This is a genomic window from Streptomyces sp. ISL-66 (assembly GCF_018614135.1).
Taxonomy (GTDB): domain Bacteria; phylum Actinomycetota; class Actinomycetes; order Streptomycetales; family Streptomycetaceae; genus Streptomyces.
Genome location: NZ_JAGGOW010000178.1, coordinates 1 through 15,913 on the forward strand (window position 1 = coordinate 1; position 15,913 = coordinate 15,913).

The 15,913-nt window shown below is 69.4% G+C and carries 18 protein-coding genes and 1 pseudogene; 12 read left to right on the plus strand and 7 right to left on the minus strand.

Annotation, left to right across the window (positions count from 1 at the left end):
• Positions 1 to 1,090, plus strand: a 1,090-nt coding sequence (locus tag J7E97_RS30600; RefSeq protein WP_251055406.1) for a polymorphic toxin-type HINT domain-containing protein, incomplete at its 5' end; no start/stop codon positions are given.
• A 34-nt stretch (positions 1,091 to 1,124) separates the two neighbouring features.
• Positions 1,125 to 1,679 (plus strand): hypothetical protein, encoded by a 555-nt coding sequence (locus J7E97_RS30605; RefSeq protein ID WP_215034068.1) that lies wholly within the window; start codon positions 1,125 to 1,127, stop codon positions 1,677 to 1,679.
• Positions 1,680 to 1,773: 94 nt separating this feature from the next.
• On the opposite strand, the gene J7E97_RS30610 is transcribed toward J7E97_RS30605, so the two are convergent.
• Genes J7E97_RS30610 through J7E97_RS30620 form a run of 3 tightly spaced genes read right to left on the minus strand, consistent with a single transcriptional unit; the run spans position 1,774 to position 4,981 of the window.
• Complete coding sequence (locus tag J7E97_RS30610) at positions 1,774 to 3,081, minus strand: site-specific integrase (RefSeq protein WP_215034070.1); 1,308 nt, start codon at positions 3,079 to 3,081, stop codon at positions 1,774 to 1,776.
• Positions 3,081 to 3,272, minus strand: a complete 192-nt coding sequence (locus tag J7E97_RS30615) for a helix-turn-helix domain-containing protein (RefSeq protein WP_215034072.1) — start codon at positions 3,270 to 3,272, stop codon at positions 3,081 to 3,083. The genes J7E97_RS30610 and J7E97_RS30615 overlap by 1 nt, the downstream gene beginning before the upstream one ends.
• The gene (locus tag J7E97_RS30620) at positions 3,269 to 4,981 is read right to left on the minus strand and encodes a replication initiator (RefSeq protein ID WP_215034074.1); all 1,713 of its coding nucleotides are present in this window, start codon (positions 4,979 to 4,981) and stop codon (positions 3,269 to 3,271) included. Before J7E97_RS30620 ends, J7E97_RS30615 begins: the two co-directional genes overlap by 4 nt.
• Before the next feature lie 366 nt (positions 4,982 to 5,347).
• On the opposite strand from J7E97_RS30620, the gene J7E97_RS30625 reads away from it, so the two are divergent.
• The 5 genes and pseudogenes from J7E97_RS30625 to J7E97_RS30645 all read left to right on the plus strand — a co-directional run bounded on the left by J7E97_RS30625 (position 5,348) and on the right by J7E97_RS30645 (position 8,366).
• Entirely contained in the window at positions 5,348 to 5,737 is a 390-nt protein-coding gene (locus tag J7E97_RS30625) for a winged helix-turn-helix domain-containing protein (protein ID WP_308346858.1), read from the plus strand.
• A 633-nt stretch (positions 5,738 to 6,370) separates the two neighbouring features.
• Positions 6,371 to 6,754, plus strand: coding sequence for a type II toxin-antitoxin system RelE/ParE family toxin (locus J7E97_RS30630; protein ID WP_215034078.1), 384 nt, complete (start codon positions 6,371 to 6,373; stop codon positions 6,752 to 6,754).
• Positions 6,751 to 7,089, plus strand: coding sequence for a helix-turn-helix domain-containing protein (locus tag J7E97_RS30635; RefSeq protein ID WP_215034080.1), 339 nt, complete (start codon positions 6,751 to 6,753; stop codon positions 7,087 to 7,089). Before J7E97_RS30630 ends, J7E97_RS30635 begins: the two co-directional genes overlap by 4 nt.
• A 35-nt stretch (positions 7,090 to 7,124) precedes the next feature.
• Positions 7,125 to 7,340, plus strand: a pseudogene (locus tag J7E97_RS30640) (helix-turn-helix domain-containing protein); the annotation flags it as partial.
• Between the two features lie 570 nt (positions 7,341 to 7,910).
• A complete protein-coding gene (locus J7E97_RS30645; protein ID WP_215034084.1) occupies positions 7,911 to 8,366 on the plus strand; it encodes a hypothetical protein in 456 nt (151 codons plus the stop codon).
• Between the two features lie 285 nt (positions 8,367 to 8,651).
• Here the strand turns inward: J7E97_RS30645 and J7E97_RS37135 are convergent, their stop codons facing one another.
• The 3 genes from J7E97_RS37135 to J7E97_RS30655 form a co-directional block, all read right to left on the minus strand.
• A complete protein-coding gene (locus tag J7E97_RS37135; RefSeq protein ID WP_374224282.1) occupies positions 8,652 to 8,939 on the minus strand; it encodes a winged helix-turn-helix domain-containing protein in 288 nt (95 codons plus the stop codon).
• On the minus strand, positions 8,825 to 9,217 hold the full coding sequence (locus tag J7E97_RS36900) for a helix-turn-helix domain-containing protein (RefSeq protein ID WP_308346859.1): 393 nt from the start codon (positions 9,215 to 9,217) through the stop codon (positions 8,825 to 8,827). Before J7E97_RS36900 ends, J7E97_RS37135 begins: the two co-directional genes overlap by 115 nt.
• 351 nt (positions 9,218 to 9,568) lie before the next feature.
• Complete coding sequence (locus J7E97_RS30655) at positions 9,569 to 10,117, minus strand: nuclear transport factor 2 family protein (protein WP_215034086.1); 549 nt, start codon at positions 10,115 to 10,117, stop codon at positions 9,569 to 9,571.
• A gap of 92 nt (positions 10,118 to 10,209) precedes the next feature.
• Between J7E97_RS30655 and J7E97_RS30660 the strand changes: the two genes are divergently transcribed.
• Positions 10,210 to 10,779, plus strand: coding sequence for a PadR family transcriptional regulator (locus J7E97_RS30660; protein WP_215034088.1), 570 nt, complete (start codon positions 10,210 to 10,212; stop codon positions 10,777 to 10,779).
• The gene (locus J7E97_RS30665) at positions 10,766 to 11,584 is read left to right on the plus strand and encodes an SGNH/GDSL hydrolase family protein (RefSeq protein ID WP_215034090.1); all 819 of its coding nucleotides are present in this window, start codon (positions 10,766 to 10,768) and stop codon (positions 11,582 to 11,584) included. The genes J7E97_RS30660 and J7E97_RS30665 overlap by 14 nt, the downstream gene beginning before the upstream one ends.
• Positions 11,585 to 11,595: 11 nt before the next feature.
• On the opposite strand, the gene J7E97_RS30670 is transcribed toward J7E97_RS30665, so the two are convergent.
• Positions 11,596 to 12,414 carry a methyltransferase domain-containing protein gene (locus tag J7E97_RS30670; protein ID WP_215034092.1) on the minus strand — a complete coding sequence of 273 codons (819 nt, stop codon included), beginning with the start codon at positions 12,412 to 12,414 and terminating at the stop codon, positions 11,596 to 11,598.
• 216 nt (positions 12,415 to 12,630) lie between these two features.
• On the opposite strand from J7E97_RS30670, the gene J7E97_RS30675 reads away from it, so the two are divergent.
• From J7E97_RS30675 to J7E97_RS30685, 3 genes are all read left to right on the plus strand, one after another.
• On the plus strand, positions 12,631 to 13,203 hold the full coding sequence (locus J7E97_RS30675) for a TIGR03086 family metal-binding protein (RefSeq protein WP_215034094.1): 573 nt from the start codon (positions 12,631 to 12,633) through the stop codon (positions 13,201 to 13,203).
• A 165-nt stretch (positions 13,204 to 13,368) separates the two neighbouring features.
• Positions 13,369 to 14,589 (plus strand): aminotransferase class I/II-fold pyridoxal phosphate-dependent enzyme, encoded by a 1,221-nt coding sequence (locus tag J7E97_RS30680; RefSeq protein WP_215034114.1) that lies wholly within the window; start codon positions 13,369 to 13,371, stop codon positions 14,587 to 14,589.
• Positions 14,590 to 14,836: 247 nt separating this feature from the next.
• Positions 14,837 to 15,841, plus strand: coding sequence for an MBL fold metallo-hydrolase (locus J7E97_RS30685; RefSeq protein WP_374224283.1), 1,005 nt, complete (start codon positions 14,837 to 14,839; stop codon positions 15,839 to 15,841).
• Positions 15,842 to 15,913 lie beyond the last annotated feature (72 nt).

Consider the following 15,913-nt stretch of genomic DNA (forward strand, 5'->3'; position numbering starts at 1 on the left):
CTACAAGGAAGTCAACAAGGCCTACGACGCCATCCACGAAGCCGAACGCGGAGCCTCAAAGGCCGCCGAGGCCTACAGCACGGCGAAAAAGGCACTGAAGGAAGCCCGGGACGCCGAGGCCAAGGCAGCCCAATCCGCATCGGAGAAGGTCGCCAAGGAATCTGCAAGCGACAGCGCGGGAACCGAGGCCAGGTCGGTAGCGGACGAAGTCGACGCCGCGAAGGGCGGCGGGGGCGAGGCCGCTGAGGCGGCGGCGAAGTGCAATAGCTTCCCCACGGGCGTTCAGGTCCTGATGGCCGACGGCTCCGCGAAGTCCATCGAGGATGTCAAGGACGGCGACGTGGTCATGGCCACCGACCCGCAGACCGGCGAAACCCGACCCAAGACCGTCACCACCACCATCACCACCCCCGACGACAAGGACTTCACGGACCTCACCCTCACCGACGAGGCAAGCCCCCGCGGCCCGCCCGCGAAGCTAACCTCCACCTATCACCACCCCTACTGGAGCGAAACCCGCCACCAGTGGACCGACGCCGGCGAACTCACCACCGGCGAACAACTCCGCCAGCCCGATGGCACCACCCTCACGGTCACGGCAACGCGCACCTATCCCTACGCCGTCACTACACACAACCTCACCGTCGATGACTTCCACACGTACTATGTGCTCGCGGGGGCCACCCCGGTCCTTGTTCACAACTGCAACACGACGGTATATCGAGTGCAGACGGACCACCCGGATAGCCAGCGTCTGTCGGTCGATGGCGACGGGGGCGTCTCGATCAATGGTGACGGAATGCTGCATCTGAACATGAGCGGGAACATCGCGCACACAGAGCAATTCCGCGGCTCGGGTGGTCAAATAGTCGCTTTCGATGTTCCGAGTTCTTATGTGGCTCAGGTGCGCTCGGCTGCAATTGACCAGCGACGTCCACCTGGCATGAGCAGGCGACAGTGGAACATCTCCTCGTCGGGGCGCCCACAGATTGATGATCCAGGTAAGGGGCCAGATTTGTACGGGATTCCATCGGAGATGTTCTCCGGGCTCTTGGGTGCGATAATTCCAGGATCGGGGAGAGTGCTGTGATCGACCTCTGGAACGGATCGCAGGTGATGGAGAGATGACAGGAACCTCCGAGGAAGAGCTTGGTCGGCTTTGGTTTCGCCCTGAGCTGCCGCCAGCTGGGCCGATGGCAGTGTTCTATGTGGAAGTTGGGCGATGGGAAGAAGCGGAAGACTTTGCCCGCCGCGTTCGAGGGCTCGTCGCTGCAGGGGTTGAAATTTCCCGACACGGAGACTTCGAACTGGACCAACTTCCAGAAGATGTCCTTCCGGCGTGGGCCAGAGGTGGCGATTTCTCTGAGGTGCACAGGGATGCCCGCCTTCGGTATTCCCTGCATCGTGGTGAAGAGGAGTGGACGGCGCAGGATCTTCTGTTCTCATTTGAGCCGAAGCAGAGGTGTTGGAAATGGTGGGATGTGACTCTGCTTGGTGGGAATTTGCTCCAGGTGTGGGTGGATTCCCTGGGAGAGCCAGTCTTCGCCTGTGACGAGTTGAGATGGATTCTCTATCTCAGCGGTGCTCGTGCCGTCGTTGGTCCGTCGCTATTGTCGCCTGATCTTTGGGGTCAGGAACGGTCGGCTGGCATCGACGTTGGATCCGCGAGCTCAGGCTGATTCGGTTCGACATCCCTCATGCAAATTTGAAGCCCCGCCAGGTGCGTCCTGGCGGGGCTTCAGCGTGGTCTGACGGCAGTATTTGACGGCAACGTCAGCGGACGGTGGCTCCGCACAGCGGCGGATCGTCGCCGTCGTCGCGGGTCGATTCGTCGTTGGCAGGGCGGTCAAGGGCGTTGCCGAGGAGGTCGATGGCGTCGCGCTGGAGGCGGAGTCGGACGTGAGCGTAGACGGTGGCGGTGACGCCGGTGTGGGCGTGGCCGAGGAGTTCCTTGATGACGACGAGTTCGACGCCCTGTTCCAGGAGCAGGGTGGCGGTTGAGTGCCGGAGGTCGTGGAAGCGGATGCGGCGGAGCCCGGCGTTGCGGAGGAGGGTGGTGAAGGTCCGGGTGAGGTTGGTCGGGTCGATTGCTCGGCCCTGCGGTGTGGTGAACACGTACCCGTTGTGCTGCCATGTGGTCCCTGCGGTGTCACGCTCGTGCTGCTGCTCTTCCTGGTGTCGCTTGAGCGACTGGAGACAGCGGGCGGGGAGGACGATGCGGCGTTCGGAGGCTCGGGTCTTTGTGGGCAACGCGGTGAGTCCACCCGTGTTGGTGCGTTGCAGAGTTCGGCGGATAGCCGCGGTGCCCATGTCGAGGTTGAGGTCTTCCCAGCAGAGGCCGAGGAGTTCGCCCTTGCGGAGTCCGGTGTGGAGAGCCAGTTCGAACAGTGCGTGCAGCCGGTGACCTTGTGTGGTGGTAAGGAGCTGGCGGGCTTCGTCGGCGGTGAGGGGTTCGAAGCGCCGGGGGCGGGGTGTGCCGGTGCGGACGTTGCGGGCGACGTTGCGCGGGATCTCCTCCTCTCGGACGGCGTGCTCCAAGGCGGACTTGAGCACGGAGTGGATGTACGCCAGCGTCAACGGGGAGAGCCGCTTGGAGCAGCACGATCCGACGGCGCAGCAACGGGGCTCATCGCGGCCCGTATCGATGCCGCGCGCGCAGCACTGGCAGGTGGTGCGGAGCTGGTTGAGCCAGGTGCGGACGTCCTTGGCAGAGAGTTTGGAGAGCTTCTTCTTGCCGAGGCCGGGGATGAGGTACCGGCTGATGCAGGTGGTGTAGCGGGTGTGGGTGTTCTCGCGGAGCTGGTGGACGGCGACGTTCTCCAGCCAGTACGTCAAGTACGCGCCGAGGCTGCCCTGTGCGGACGGCACGGGGAGTCCGCGGTTGCTGTTGACGATCTTCTCGGTGAGCTTGGCCAGGGCTTCCTTCCGGGTGGTGCCGTAGACGCGGATGCGCTTGCGGGTGTTGCCGGGGGCGAGGACGTATCCGGCGGCTTCCCAGCGGTTGTCCCTGCGCTGGTAGACGGTTCCGTCGCCGTTGGCGCGGCTGCGACGGGAGGCGGGGGTATCGCGAGGTGTGGTCATCAGGCGGCGGCTTCCTGGTCGAGGCGGGTGTGGATGAGGTTGGCGAGCGCGTGGGTGGGGATGCGGCGGGCGCGGCCGAGGGTGATGGAGGCGAGTTGCCGGGTGCGGATGAGGTCGTAGACGGCGGTGCGGCCGAGTTGGAGGCGGGCCATGACCTGGGGGACGGTGAGGAGTTCCGTGCCGGCGGTCACGCGACGGCCCCCGCCCGGACAGCGCTGGTCAGCCGATTAGTGGAGTGACCGACCGGGTGACCGGCGCGGTTAGCGGAGCGCTTCGAGTGCCGGGTTCGGGTTGGTTGCTCGGATCGGGTCTGCCGTGTGGCGGTCAGGAGGTTGGCGAGGTGTTCGAGTTCGGGCAGGAGGCCGGTTCCGGCGTGCTGCCAGTGGGAGATGACCAGCGTCGTGTCCGAGTCCACGCGCTGACCGGCGATGTTGCGGTGACCGAGACGGTGACCGGCGGCCAGGTCAGTGGAGTGCTGGGCCTGGTCACCGATCGGACTGCCGCCTGTCTGACCGGACTGCGTCTCCGCCGGCGGTGAGGTTGGGGTCTGGGTGTCGGGTCGGCTGGTTCGCCAGGCGGTGCGTTCGGCGCGGAGGTGGGCGAGGGTGGTGGAGTAGTGGCGGGTGCGGGTGGAGAAGTGGCCGCGGAAGCCGAGCATGTGGGCCCATTGGCGCAGGCGGAGGTGGGCGTGCTGGGGTTGGGTGGCGAGGTGCCAGGCGGTGTGGATCAGGCGGCGGGCGTGGTCGGTGATGTCGTACTGGGCGAGTTCGGCGAGGAGCCGGAGGCGGCGGTCGAGGGCGCCGGTGGTGGTCTCGGCGCCTTTGGTGGCGTACTTGGCGATGTAGGCGGCGACGTGCCGCTCGGTTACCGGGCTGTCACCGGTGAAGTCCGTGCTGTGGATCGCGCGGACGTCGATCTGCCGCCCGAATCGGAACATCGGCCGATTGCTCTGGCCGGCCTCCCCGGCTCCGGGCGTGTGCCCGGCGGGCTGCTGCGGCTGGCCTTCACGCGCGAAGCGGGTGCGTGTGGCGGCGGCGCGGACGGCGTGGTCGAGGAGTTGGGTGGTGGCCCAGGCGGGCGGGGTGCTGCCGGGGCCGGTGGGTCCGTCGAGGCGGATGACGGCGTGGAAGTGGACCTGGCCGCGCTTTTGGTACTCGGCGACCTTGGCGTACGAGAGCGTGGCGTAGTGGCGCAGGGCCCGCTGGGTGAGGTCGGCGGTTTTGGCGATCTCGCGGCGTAGGTGGGTGGTGAAGCGTGCCCACAGGGCCGGGGCGTGCGCGTTCCACAGCACCGCGCCCGTGTAGTCGTAGCGGTCGGGGTCGAGCGGCGTGCCGATGATCGGGTCGTCGTCAGCATGGAGCTGGCCGCAGTGGCAGCGGCCGGTGTCGGGCCGGTTGTGGACGGGGCCGAAGCCGGGGGCGGTGAGGGTGGCGAACACGCGCGGGTGCGCGGCCACGCTGGTGGGGACGGTCTTGCCGCCGCGTAGTCCAGCGGCGATGAGCTGGTAGGTGTCGTAGCGGTAGACAGTGGAGCAGGCGGGGCAGCGGGTGGCGCGGCGATTGCCGCAGCGGACCAGCAGTTCGCCCGCCGGGAGCTGACCGGAGTCGAAGTGGTCGAGGATCTCGCCGGTGGCGGTGCCGAGGTGGGTGCGGTGCCCGGTCAGGCGGATCGGGTGCGCGCAGCCGCCGAGTCCGGCTATCTGCCGTGCGAGGGGTGCGAGTTGGCCGGTGGCGGCGAGCTTCGCCAGCTTGGCGGTGAGCCTGGCGCGGCGCTCCAGCGCCGACCGCCCTACCGCCGAGGCGGTGGCGTCCGCCGGGCAGGTCGGTGTCGTGAACGCCGACGACGGATGCGAAGCGGCTGGAACGGTCGCGGGGTACGGGAGTTGGAGCTGTGCGGACATGCGGAAAGGGGCCTTTCGGCGGGAGCGCGGAAGCGGTACGGCGCGGGGTGACGTGGGCAGGCCGAAGTGATCGGCTCACAGGGGAACGGAGGCGCCTGGAAGTTGGGCGCGGGGGCCGGGGCCGGGCGGGGCCTGGTCGGCGAGGCGAGGTGGTGATCACCGGCGGGTGGGCGACGTTAACATCGCCTCACCGGCGCATTCAAGTGCATCTCTCCTGATTCCTTTCTTGCGGGTGGTGGGACGCGGGTAGTGTGGGGCCGGTTTCCCGGTTTGGACGGGCCGGAATTTGCTGGTAGAGGGCGTGGAAAGTGGGGGTGACCGGGCGTGGTGGTGGGGCGGCGCGGGCGCAGGCCGACGGGCAGCGGGGTGCAGCTGACGTTCGAGGTCATCGCCGAGGCCCTGCGTGAGCGGATCCGCTCGGGTGGACTGCGGCCGGGTGACGCGTTGCCGACGCAGGCTGTGCTGATGCGGGAGTTCGGGGCGTCGAGCCTGACCGTGCAGAAGGCCATGGTTCTGCTGAAGCAGGAGGGGTGGGTGGTCTCGCGTCCCGGCAAGGGAGCCTTCGTCGCCCACCGCGACCACGCCGCCGACGACGCTGACGACCTCGAGGGCCCGGATGCGACCGCACCCGTCGGCGGGACGACGGCCCGCGTCGAGGCGTTGGAACAGGCGCTGGCCGACGCCGTTCAGCAGCTCGCCGACCTTCGTGGCCGTGTCGAGGCCCTGGAGTCAGGCGGCGGCGAGCGGGGCCGCTGACCAGCCGTGCCGGGTGGCCCGGGGGTGTGCGTTCAGATTTTCTCTACGAGGTTCAAGGCGGGCCCGCCCGCATTGGCTGACCGCCGTCGCCGACAAGCCCGCCGTTCGCTCGGGAGGCCAGCCGCCCCGGCAAGGGAACGGCCCAGGACTGCGAGAGCGGCAACCGGCCAGATTGCCGGGATGACCGGAACCGGGCTCCTGGCGGAGCAAGTTGTCGCCTGCGACCGTCCTACGGCCGGATCGCAGGCACATGGCCGACCAGGGGGCCGACCCTCACGCCCGCCGCCGGACTCGCCGAGGGCGGTGGCCTGCGTCGCCTCCTGCGGGGGGCGAAGCTCCCGGCCGCCCGTCCCAGGCCGACGCCTCCCGCCCCGGCCCCCGCGCCGCGAGACTGGGCAACGCACCAGCCCGGCCACACACTGCCTCTCCCGCTCGGACCCGATCTCGCCGAAAGAAGCCAGCCCCTGCGCGGCCTCGGCCGGTTGCCGCTGGTTTGCGGCGGCGCTGTGGCATCAGGACGAAGGGGGGAGTATTGGGGTGAGCGACGCTGGAGTGGCTGCGGTCGCGGCGACAGCACACGACCTGAGCTACGAAGTCGCGCTCTCGCACCCCGTGCCATATATCATCGGCGCTATGGACAGTGGGCGGTACTCGATCGAGATCGAGCCGGAGGTGCGGCTGTGGCTGGAGAACATTCCCGCCCATCACTACAAGCAGGCCGAACGCGTCGCCGACCTGCTCGCCGAGCAGCCCACCACGCTCGATGAACCGCACTCCCGCCACCTGGGCGGCAAGCTCCGCGAGCTGCGCTTCCGCCTCGGCGATGCTCACCAGCGCATTACCTACTGGCTCGCACCCGACCGTCGCGTCGTGCTGCTCACCGTGTTCCGCAAGACCAAGATGCGCGAGCAGGCCGAAGTGGACCGCGCGCACGCCGCTCAACGGCTGTGCGAAGCCGAGCACCAGGCAGCCGCCGAACACGACCTCTACAGCCGCGACCTCAAGGAGAACCGATGAATCACAGCGAATGGAGGACCCGCCGCCACCGCCAGCTGGTCGGTGAACAGCTCGACGCCGACCCTGAGTATGACCGCGTCTACGAAGAAGCCAGCCTGGCCATGACGCTGGGCAAGGCCGTCTATGACCGGCGTAAGCAACTCGGGCTGAGCGAGGCCGACCTGGCCGAGCGTCTGCACACCACCACCGACGAGATCGAAGGCATCGAGACCGCCACCGAACTGCCGCCCATCGCTGTCATCATGCGCCTGGCCCGAGCCCTGGATCTCACCGTCGACATGCACCTCGCCCCTGGGGATGAGCCCACCGTCACCATCGTCACCCCGGCCGCCTGAACCCGGGAGGAGCCATGCATGACGCCTCCACAGCACTCGCCCGCGAGCTGGGCAGACTCGTCCACGACCGGCGCACCGAGCTCGGGCTGTCCCAGGCCGAGCTGGCTGAGCGGTGCGGGATGAAGCAGCCGCAGATCTCCCGCTTCGAAGCCGGCGGAACGGTGCCGACCCTTCCTATGCTGCGCCGCCTGGCCCGTGCCCTTGGAGCTGACCTGAGCATCAGTCTCACTCCGCACGACGAGGCCGCTTGATATGGATCTCAAATCCCGAGAATTCCATGAGTGATCTAGACCGTCGACGGCAGTAGTGACGGCAACACCGGCGGACTTCAGTGCACATGCACGGACGTGGAACGACTGTCAAATCGGAGCCTGACCAGCGAAGTTGCAGCTGACGGCGACCCCGCCTCCACACGTACTATGTGCTGGCTGGCGCCACGCCGGTCCTCGTCCACAACTGTGATGGTGTGGCAACGGTCCATTTGGATCCGGAGAGGCAACACGCTTTGATCACCGTGCAGTCGCATGACGGTGAAGTTCTGCACACTGAGCAGTGGGGTGGCGTTGACGTGGCCACCAATGGAGTTAGGGAATTCAACCCTGCGATCCTTTCGCCCGTCACCATCAACGTACGAGTAGAGCTACCGCGAGTTCAAGGCGCCTTGGCCTACATCGAAAGGCAGTTCAGCAGGTCGGCCGAAGGTACTTACCCGCCATACAGCCTCGGCAGACAGAGCTGTGTAACCTACTGCATGAATGTACTCGAGGCTGGCGGAATCGAAGGACTTCCTAAGACTACGAAGCGCGCGACAGAGTGGCTCCTTGAGCATCACGGGTAAAGATAGGAGTGGAGTGTCACTACCGCCGAGCTGGGGATGGTTGGATGGAATTCCAGACGAATGGGAACCTCCTGAGGAACTGCTAACCCCATCCAGCTCCATCGAAAACAATCTGGCCATCAAGATCCTTTCGTCCGAACTCGTCGGAGCTAAAATCTCAGAATGGACAGGTCGCTTCGTTGTGGAGCAGTCGCTCCTTTCGGCTTGGCTTCACCAAGCCAAGCAGGGCGATGCGGAGATGGCTATGCGCCTTTCAGGGGAAGCGCTTCAGCAGACACGTCTTGTCTTTGAGGCGTGGAAGCCTCTCGAAATGCTTCTCTCTCCGCACGGTGGGAGCTCTGAAGGTCGTAACGAAGTTCGGCAGCAGGCTGCCAGATTGGTGGACACACTTCAGCAGTCTGTTGATGCACTGAGAGCTATGCGTGGTGTTACATCTTGATTTTCGGCAAACGATCTGGAGGCACTAGAAGGGACCGCCGTTTGAGGTTGACGGCAGTCCTGTCGGCAACGCTGATGGCGCTACACACGCCTGGGGTAACGGGAAGTGGACCGCGTCCAGGTGTCTGAGCCAAGGTCACATTGACTTCAATGCCCACAGATGCCATATCGGGCAACTGGTAAGGTAATTCTAATATTGTGGTTGACTCCGCCACCCATCCGGGTGGCGGGGTCAACTGCTGAGCTATGAAAATGGATAAGGGCGCCGATGGCTAGCCGCCGCTATTCAATCGAATGTGCCGCATTCGTGAAGAACTCCGCTGCGCGCGATTGCTCTAATCGGTCGGGCTGCCTGCCGAGAAGTATTTTTCTCGGCTTCGGAAGGCGAGGACCAGCCGAGCCGGTCCAGCAGATACGACACCCCGCGCGGGGTGTACCGGTAGCCGAGCAGGCGGTGGATCAGCTCCGCGACCCTCGCCAGGGTCCACCTCTGGTCCTCGCTCCAGCGGTGCGCCGCCGGCCCTTCTCCAGCTCGGCCTGCAACCGCTCGGCCTGGGCATCGCCCAGTCGGCACGAAAGGCCGCCCGCTCCCCTGGAGGCCAGGGCTGATCTGCCGCCGTGGCGCCAGGCGGCGTGCCAGGCGTACGCTGACTTCCGCGACACGCGTAACCTGCGGGCCGCCTCCGGCAGTCTCACGCCCTGCTCGAACATCTCCGCGGCCTCGAAACGCACTGCTTCACGCTTCACCCGCCCCACAGCGGTCAGACCGCCGCCATCCGCGTACCTCATGACGAGGATGTAGCACCGCCAGCACCCGCTGTCACCCCGCCCTTTCATCCTCAGGGGCAACATGAGCGGACGAAGGCGGTGCAGGGTGCGGTTCGTCGCAGTCACCCCCGTTGGCCGTCTCGGTAATCGCCGAGCTGTTGAGTGTGGCGCTTGAGGCTGTCGATGGCGTCTCGCCGGAGAGGTGGAGTCGGACGCGGGAGTAGAAGGTAGTGGTGATGCCGATGTGAGCGTGGCCGAGGAGTTCTTGGATCACGACGAGTTCCGTAGGTCGTGGAAGCGAATGCGGCGTCGCCCTGACTGGTCGAGGAGGGCGCGGAAGTTGCGATGGAGGTTCGCGGGATCGATCGCCCTCCTGTGTGTGGGTGAACGAGGCCAGACTCCTTCCATCCCTCTGCTGACGCCTCACGTTCTCCTTCAGGCGGTCGTGGTCGCGGTCGTTGGGGCGGGGACGGCGCCGTCTGCGATCAGGCCTGCGAGGACCGCTTCGCCGACGGTGACGACTGCCGTCTGGGGGCGGATCATCACCGTGATCTCGTTGATCCGGCCGTCGGGGTCGCCGGGGGCGAGGTGCAGCATGTCGATGCCGTGCACCTGGCGGCCGTTCACGACGGTCCGGAAGGGGAGGACGGTGGCCGGGCCTTCGGCGCCGTCGGTGCCGGACTCGACGCTGCCGTCGAAGTGGCCGACGTAGTGGAAGCCCTCGAAAGTGCGCAGGAGCACGCGGAAGAGGGCCAGCACCGCCGCCTTGCCCTCGAACGGCTTCGATTTCACCGGGCTGTTGAGCCGGACGTCCTCGGTGAAGAGGGACTCCAGGGCGGCGAGGTCGCGGCTGGCGACGGCCGCACGGAACCGGTCGGCGGCGCTCGTGCCGGCGCCGGTGTGCGTGCCGGTCCCCGGCGTGGAGGGCGTGCCGACCCCCGTGCTGGTCTCTGTACCGGGTCCGGCACTGGCCTCTGCGCTCATTGTGTCTCCTCGATGGTCATCAATGTGATTAGTCAGTTTCTTGACTATCATGGGGGTGGCGTTCATGAATAGACCCCCGAGGAGGTGGACCGATGGCTTTGCGTCATGCCGTACTGGCGGCGCTGCTCGACGAGGAGCTGAGCGGCTACCAGCTGGCCAAGTCCTTCGACACCGGCGTGGCCAACTTCTGGCACGCCCTGCCCCAGCAGCTCTATGCCGAGCTGGCCAAGCTGGAGGGGGACGGGCTCATCGCGGGTCGGGAGGTCGTCCAGGACACTCGGCCCAACAAGCGCCTGTTCCAGGTCACCGCCGCCGGACTGGCCGAGCTGGAACGCTTCACGGCCGCCACCACCAAGCCCTCGGTCATCCGCGACGACCTGCTCGTGAAGGTCCAGGCCGCCGAGATCGTCGACACGCAGGCGCTGATCGAGCAGCTCGCGCAGCGGATCGCCGTCGCCGAGGCCAAGGCCGAGCTGTTCGAGGCCCTGCTGCGCAAGATGCGCGGTGAGCGCACGGAGGAGGACTTCCTGCGCCACGGCGAGCGGATCGGCCCCTATCTCACCTGCCTGCGCGGCCTGGAATTCGAGCGGGCCAACCGGGCCTGGTACGAACGCACCACAACGATCCTGAGCGAGAGGCGGGCAGACCGTGCCGAGCGGTGAACGGCGTCAGCGGCCACTGCGTTACGTGGCCCTCGGCGACAGTCAGACCGAGGGGGTCGGCGACGGCGACGACCGGACGGGGCTGCGCGGGTGCGCCGACCGGCTCGCCGAGCTGATCGCGGCGTACGAACCCGATGTCCGGTACGCCAACCTCGCCGTACGGGGCCGCCTCGCGGCGGGCGTGCGCGAGGGGCAGCTCGCGCCGGCCCTCGCGCTCCGTCCCGATCTGGCGACCGTGGTCGCCGGGGTCAACGACGTGCTGCGGCCCTCGTTCGACGCCGACGAGGTCGCCGGGCACCTGGAGGCGATGTTCGCCGCGCTCACCGCTCAGGGCGCCCGCGTCGCCACCGTCACCTTCCCCGACATCGCGAAGCTCGTTCCGCTCGCCAAGGGCGCGGCTCCGCGCGTCGACGCGCTCAACGAGCGGATACGCCGGGCCGCGGACCGGCACGGGGTGGCCGTCGCCGACTTCGCCCGGCACGAGGCGTCCACCGACCCCCGGATGTGGAGCGCGGACCGGCTGCACGCCTCGCCGCGCGGCCACGCGATGATCGCGGCCGGGGTCGCGCACGCCCTGGAGCTGCCGGGCAGCGACGACGCGTGGACCCGCCCGCTGCCGGGCCCGCCGCAGGCCGGCCCGACAGGTCTGCGGGGCGCCGCCGCGGAACTGCGGTGGGCCGTCGGGTTCGCCGGGCCCTGGATCGGCCGACGGCTGCGCGGCCGCTCCTCGGGCGACGGGCGCAGCGCGAAGCGGCCCGAACTGCTCCCCGTACGCAGCCCCGTGGGCGGGCAGCCGCAGCCGTAGTCGCATACCGGTCAGGCGCGGGCGATCATCTCGCCGTGCAGGACCGAGAACCAGGCGTCCGGGGACGCGCCCCACGTGTGCCAGGCGTCCGCGACGGCCGTCAGCTGGGCCTGCGTCGCGTGTCCGCCGCGCGTCGCGATCCCGGCGTACGCCGAGGTGGTCGTCCGGTCCGCCCACAGCGCTGACCACCACGCGGTCTCGTCCTCCGTCGCGTAACACCACGAGGTCGCGGTGCAGGCCACGTCCGTGAACCCCGCCTCGCGGGCCCATGCGCGCAGTCGGCGCCCGGCGTCCGGCTCGCCGCCGTTGGCGCGGGCCACCCGCCGGTACAGGTCCAGCCATTCCTCCAGTCCCGGCGTCCGCGGGTACCAGGTCATCGCCGCGTAGTCGGCGTCCCGCGCGGCCACGATCCCGCCCGGCCGGCACACGCGGCGCATTTCGCGCAGCGCCTGCACCGGGTCGCCGACGTGCTGCAGGACCTGGTGGGCGTGGACCACGTCGAAGGAGTCGTCCGGGAAGTCCAGCGCGTGGACGTCGGCCGTGGCGAACCCGATGTTGGTCACGCCCCGCTCCTTCGCGTGCGCGGCGGCCTGCTCGATCACGTCCGGCGCCGCGTCCACCGCCGTGACCCTGCCGTCCGGCCCCACCAGCTGCGCCAGGTCCGCCGTGATCGTGCCCGGACCGCAGCCGACGTCCAGGACGTCCGCGCCCGGACGCAGCGAGTCGATCAGGTAGGCGGCGGAGTTGCGGGCCGTGCGCCAGCGGTGCGAGCGCAGTACGGACTCGTGGTGTCCGTGGGTGTAGACGGCGGTCTCGTGGGAGGCGTTCATGGCCGTGGCTCCTTCGTCGTCGAAGTGCTGTCGAGGTGCTGTCGAAGCGTTGGTTTCACCGTAAGGGATCAGTTCGTAGTTTGAGATATGCGTTTTGACATGTGGACACGAGCCTTGTCCGCCAAGGAGGTTGGGCGGTTCGGTGGCAGGGCGTGGTCGGTGCGAGGAGAGTGAATCCCCGGAAGGGGACGACCCCGGCCAAGGACGGTGAGATCCATGCCGGACCCGCTGCTCGACCGGCACGCCGAAGCGCTGCGGCTCTTCGGCGAGCACGTGCACGCCGTCTCGGACACCCAGTGGGACGCGCCGACGCCCTGTAGCGAATGGAACGTCCGCGACCTCGTCAACCACGTCACCGCCGAGCAGTTGTGGATACCGCCCCTGGTCACGGACGGCCGCACCGTCGAGGACATCGGAAGCACCTTGTCCGGCGACGTCCTCGGTACGGACCCGGTCGCGGCCTGGGACCGGGCCGCGGCCGAGTCGCACGCCGCCTTCGAGATCCCCGGGGCGCTGGACCGCACCGTCCGGCTCTCGTACGGGCCCGCGCTCGGGTCCGCGTACTGCTCGGAGCTGACCGCCGACTGCGTCGTGCACGCCTGGGACCTCGCGCGGGCCATCGGCGCGGACGACCGGCTGCCGGACGCCCTCGTCGAGTTCTCCCTCAAGGAGGTCATGCCCTACGCCCACGGGCTGGCCGCCACCGGAATGTACGACGCACCGCCGGAGGTGCCGGCCGGGGCGAACGCGCAGACCCGGCTGCTCGCCCTGGTGGGGAGGAAGGGCTGAACCGTCACCGGGGATCCGTCACCAGGGATGCGTCACCGGGGGACCGTCACCGGGGCCCGACGTCCCGGCGGGCGGCCGACAACGGGCGACGGGGGATAAATAATCGTATAAAGGCAGGGTCGGGGGGCGCAGGACGGCAGGAAGAGGTGGCGCGCGGTGTCGGGGATCCAGCGCACGACGGCCGAGGGCCGCGGTCCGGTCCGCTACGGTCCGCCCGCCCCGCAGCCCGGCCTGCCCGTCCTGCCCGAGCTCACCGCCGTCCTCGCGGCGGCCGCCTGGCGTTCCGCGCCCGAGCCCCCGGGCGGGGGAGTGCCGGTACGGTCCGCGGCCGCCCGGTACTGGGGCCGCCGGGGCCTGCCGACCGACCCCGACCATGTGGCCGCCGGACCCGGCGCGCCCGCGCTGCTGCTCGCGATGCTCGGCGCGTACGGCGGCGACGTCATGCTGCCCCGGCCCTGTCCCGCCTGGTGGACGCCCCAGGTCCGGCTGCTGGGGCGACGGGCCTACCACGTGCCGACCCCCGCCGAGTGCGGCGGCGTACCCGACCCGTACGCCCTCCTGGAGACCGTGCGCCGGGTGCGGGCCGAGGGCGGCGACCCGCGCGTGCTGCTGCTGTCCGTCGCCGACGATCCGACCGCGACCGTGCCGCCGCCCGAGCTGCTGCGGGAGGCCTGCGAGGCCGCCGCGTCCGCCGGGCTGTTCGTGGTCGGCGACGAGACCTGGCGCGACACCGTCCACCGGCCGCGGGACACGCTCGTCCTCAGCCCCGCCGAGATGCTGCCCGACGAGGTCGCCGTCCTGCTCGACCTCTCCGGCGCGATGCTTCCCGCCGGCTGGCCCGCCGCCGTCATCCGCTTCCCCGGGACCCCGCGCGGTACGTGGCTGAGGGCCCGCACCCTGGACGTGCTCACCGCGACCGGCGCGTTCGTCGCCGGCCCGGTCGCCGGGGCCGCCGCGCACGCCCTGGACGAGCCCGCCCCCGTCGCCGGACGTGCCGTGGCGGCGGCCGCCCTGCACGGGGCGGTGGCCGACGCCGCGCACCGGGAACTACTGGCGGTCGGGGCGCTCGCCCGGCCTCCGCGGGCCGGCCGGCACCTCTACGCCGATCTGACCCCGCTGCGCGCGGGGCTCGCCCGCAGCGGGGTCGGCGACGCGATGGAACTGGAGGACTGGCTGGGCGGGCGGCTCGGCGCGCCGACCCCCGGCGGACAGCGGTTCGCGGACGAGCCGGACGCCCTGCGCGTCCGGCTGTCGACGGGACCGCTGCTGGGTGCCACCCCGGAGGAACGGCTCGCCGCGCTCACCGCGAGCGATCCGCTTGAACTGCCGTACGTACGGGGCTCCCTGGACCGGCTGCGGTCGGTCCTGGCCGGGCTGTCCGACTGAAACCCCGACTCCCGCCGTGAACGGAGACTTCTCGATGAGGGACCAGGCGGACGCCCCCGGGGCCGTCACCCCCGCTGACGCTTCCGGTCCTCTTTCCGGTCCTCTTTCCGGTCCTGTTTCGGGTCCGTCTGCCGGTCCGTCCGCCGGTCCTGATTCCGTCGTCGTTGCTCCTGCTCCTGCTCCTGCTCCTGCTCCTGCTCCTGCTCCTGCCTCTGTCCTGGCCCCTGCTTCCGCCGCCGTGCCCGCCGTGCCCGCCGTGCCCGCCGTGCCCGCGACACCCGCGTCGGTACCGCGCCCCCTGGGTGAACACCGGCAGTGGCCACGCTCGTTCGCCGACCGGCTCCCCACCCCGCTGCCCGGTCTGCGCGCCTTCGCCCGGCTCGCCCGCGAGGGGGCGTTCCGGCCCGCCCCCGAAGGGCTGCGGGGCATCCCCGACCTGCCGTACGCGCCTTCGCCGCTGCCCGCCGTGGCCGCCGGGACGGTGTCCGTCACCTGGGCCGGGCACGCCAGCTGGATCCTGCGGTTCGGGGGCGGGCCGACCGTGCTCACCGACCCCGTCTGGTCCCGCCGGATCCTCGGTACCCCGGCCCGCATGACCCCGGTCGGGGTGCGGTGGGAGGAACTGCCCCCGGTGGACGCGGTGGTGATCAGCCACAACCACTACGACCACCTCGACGCCCCGACCCTCAAGCGGCTCCCGCGCCACACGGCGCTCTTCGTCCCTGCCGGCCTCGCACGCTGGTGCAGGCGGCGGGGGTTCACCCGGGTCACCGAGCTCGACTGGTGGGAGTCGGCCGAACTGGGCGGCGTGCGCTTCGACTTCGTCCCGGCGCACCACTGGTCGAAGCGGTCGTTGATCGACGCGTGCCGGACGCTGTGGGGCGGCTGGATCCTCACGGACCTGCGGGCCGGGACTCCGAAGAAGGTCTACTTCGCGGGGGACACCGGTTACGGGCACTGGTTCGGCGAGATCGGGCGCAGGCATCCCGGGATCGACCTGGCGCTGCTGCCGATCGGGGCGTACGCCCCGCGGTGGTGGCTACGGGACGTCCACGCGGATCCGGAGGAGGCCGTGCGGGCGTGTACCGACGTGGGGGCCCGGCGGATGGCGCCCATGCACTGGGCGACCTTCGCCCTGTCCGCGGAGCCGGTGATGGAGCCGTTGCACCGGGTGCGGGTCGCTTGGGCGCGGGCCGGGCTGGCCCGTGAGTCCCTCTGGGACCTTCCGATCGGCGGGTCCCGCGCGCTGTAACCCTGCCCTGGGGGCCGGGTCCCGGTGGCGGGCCAGGATTCCGCGGGGCCAGATCGGGCCGCGACCGGGCAG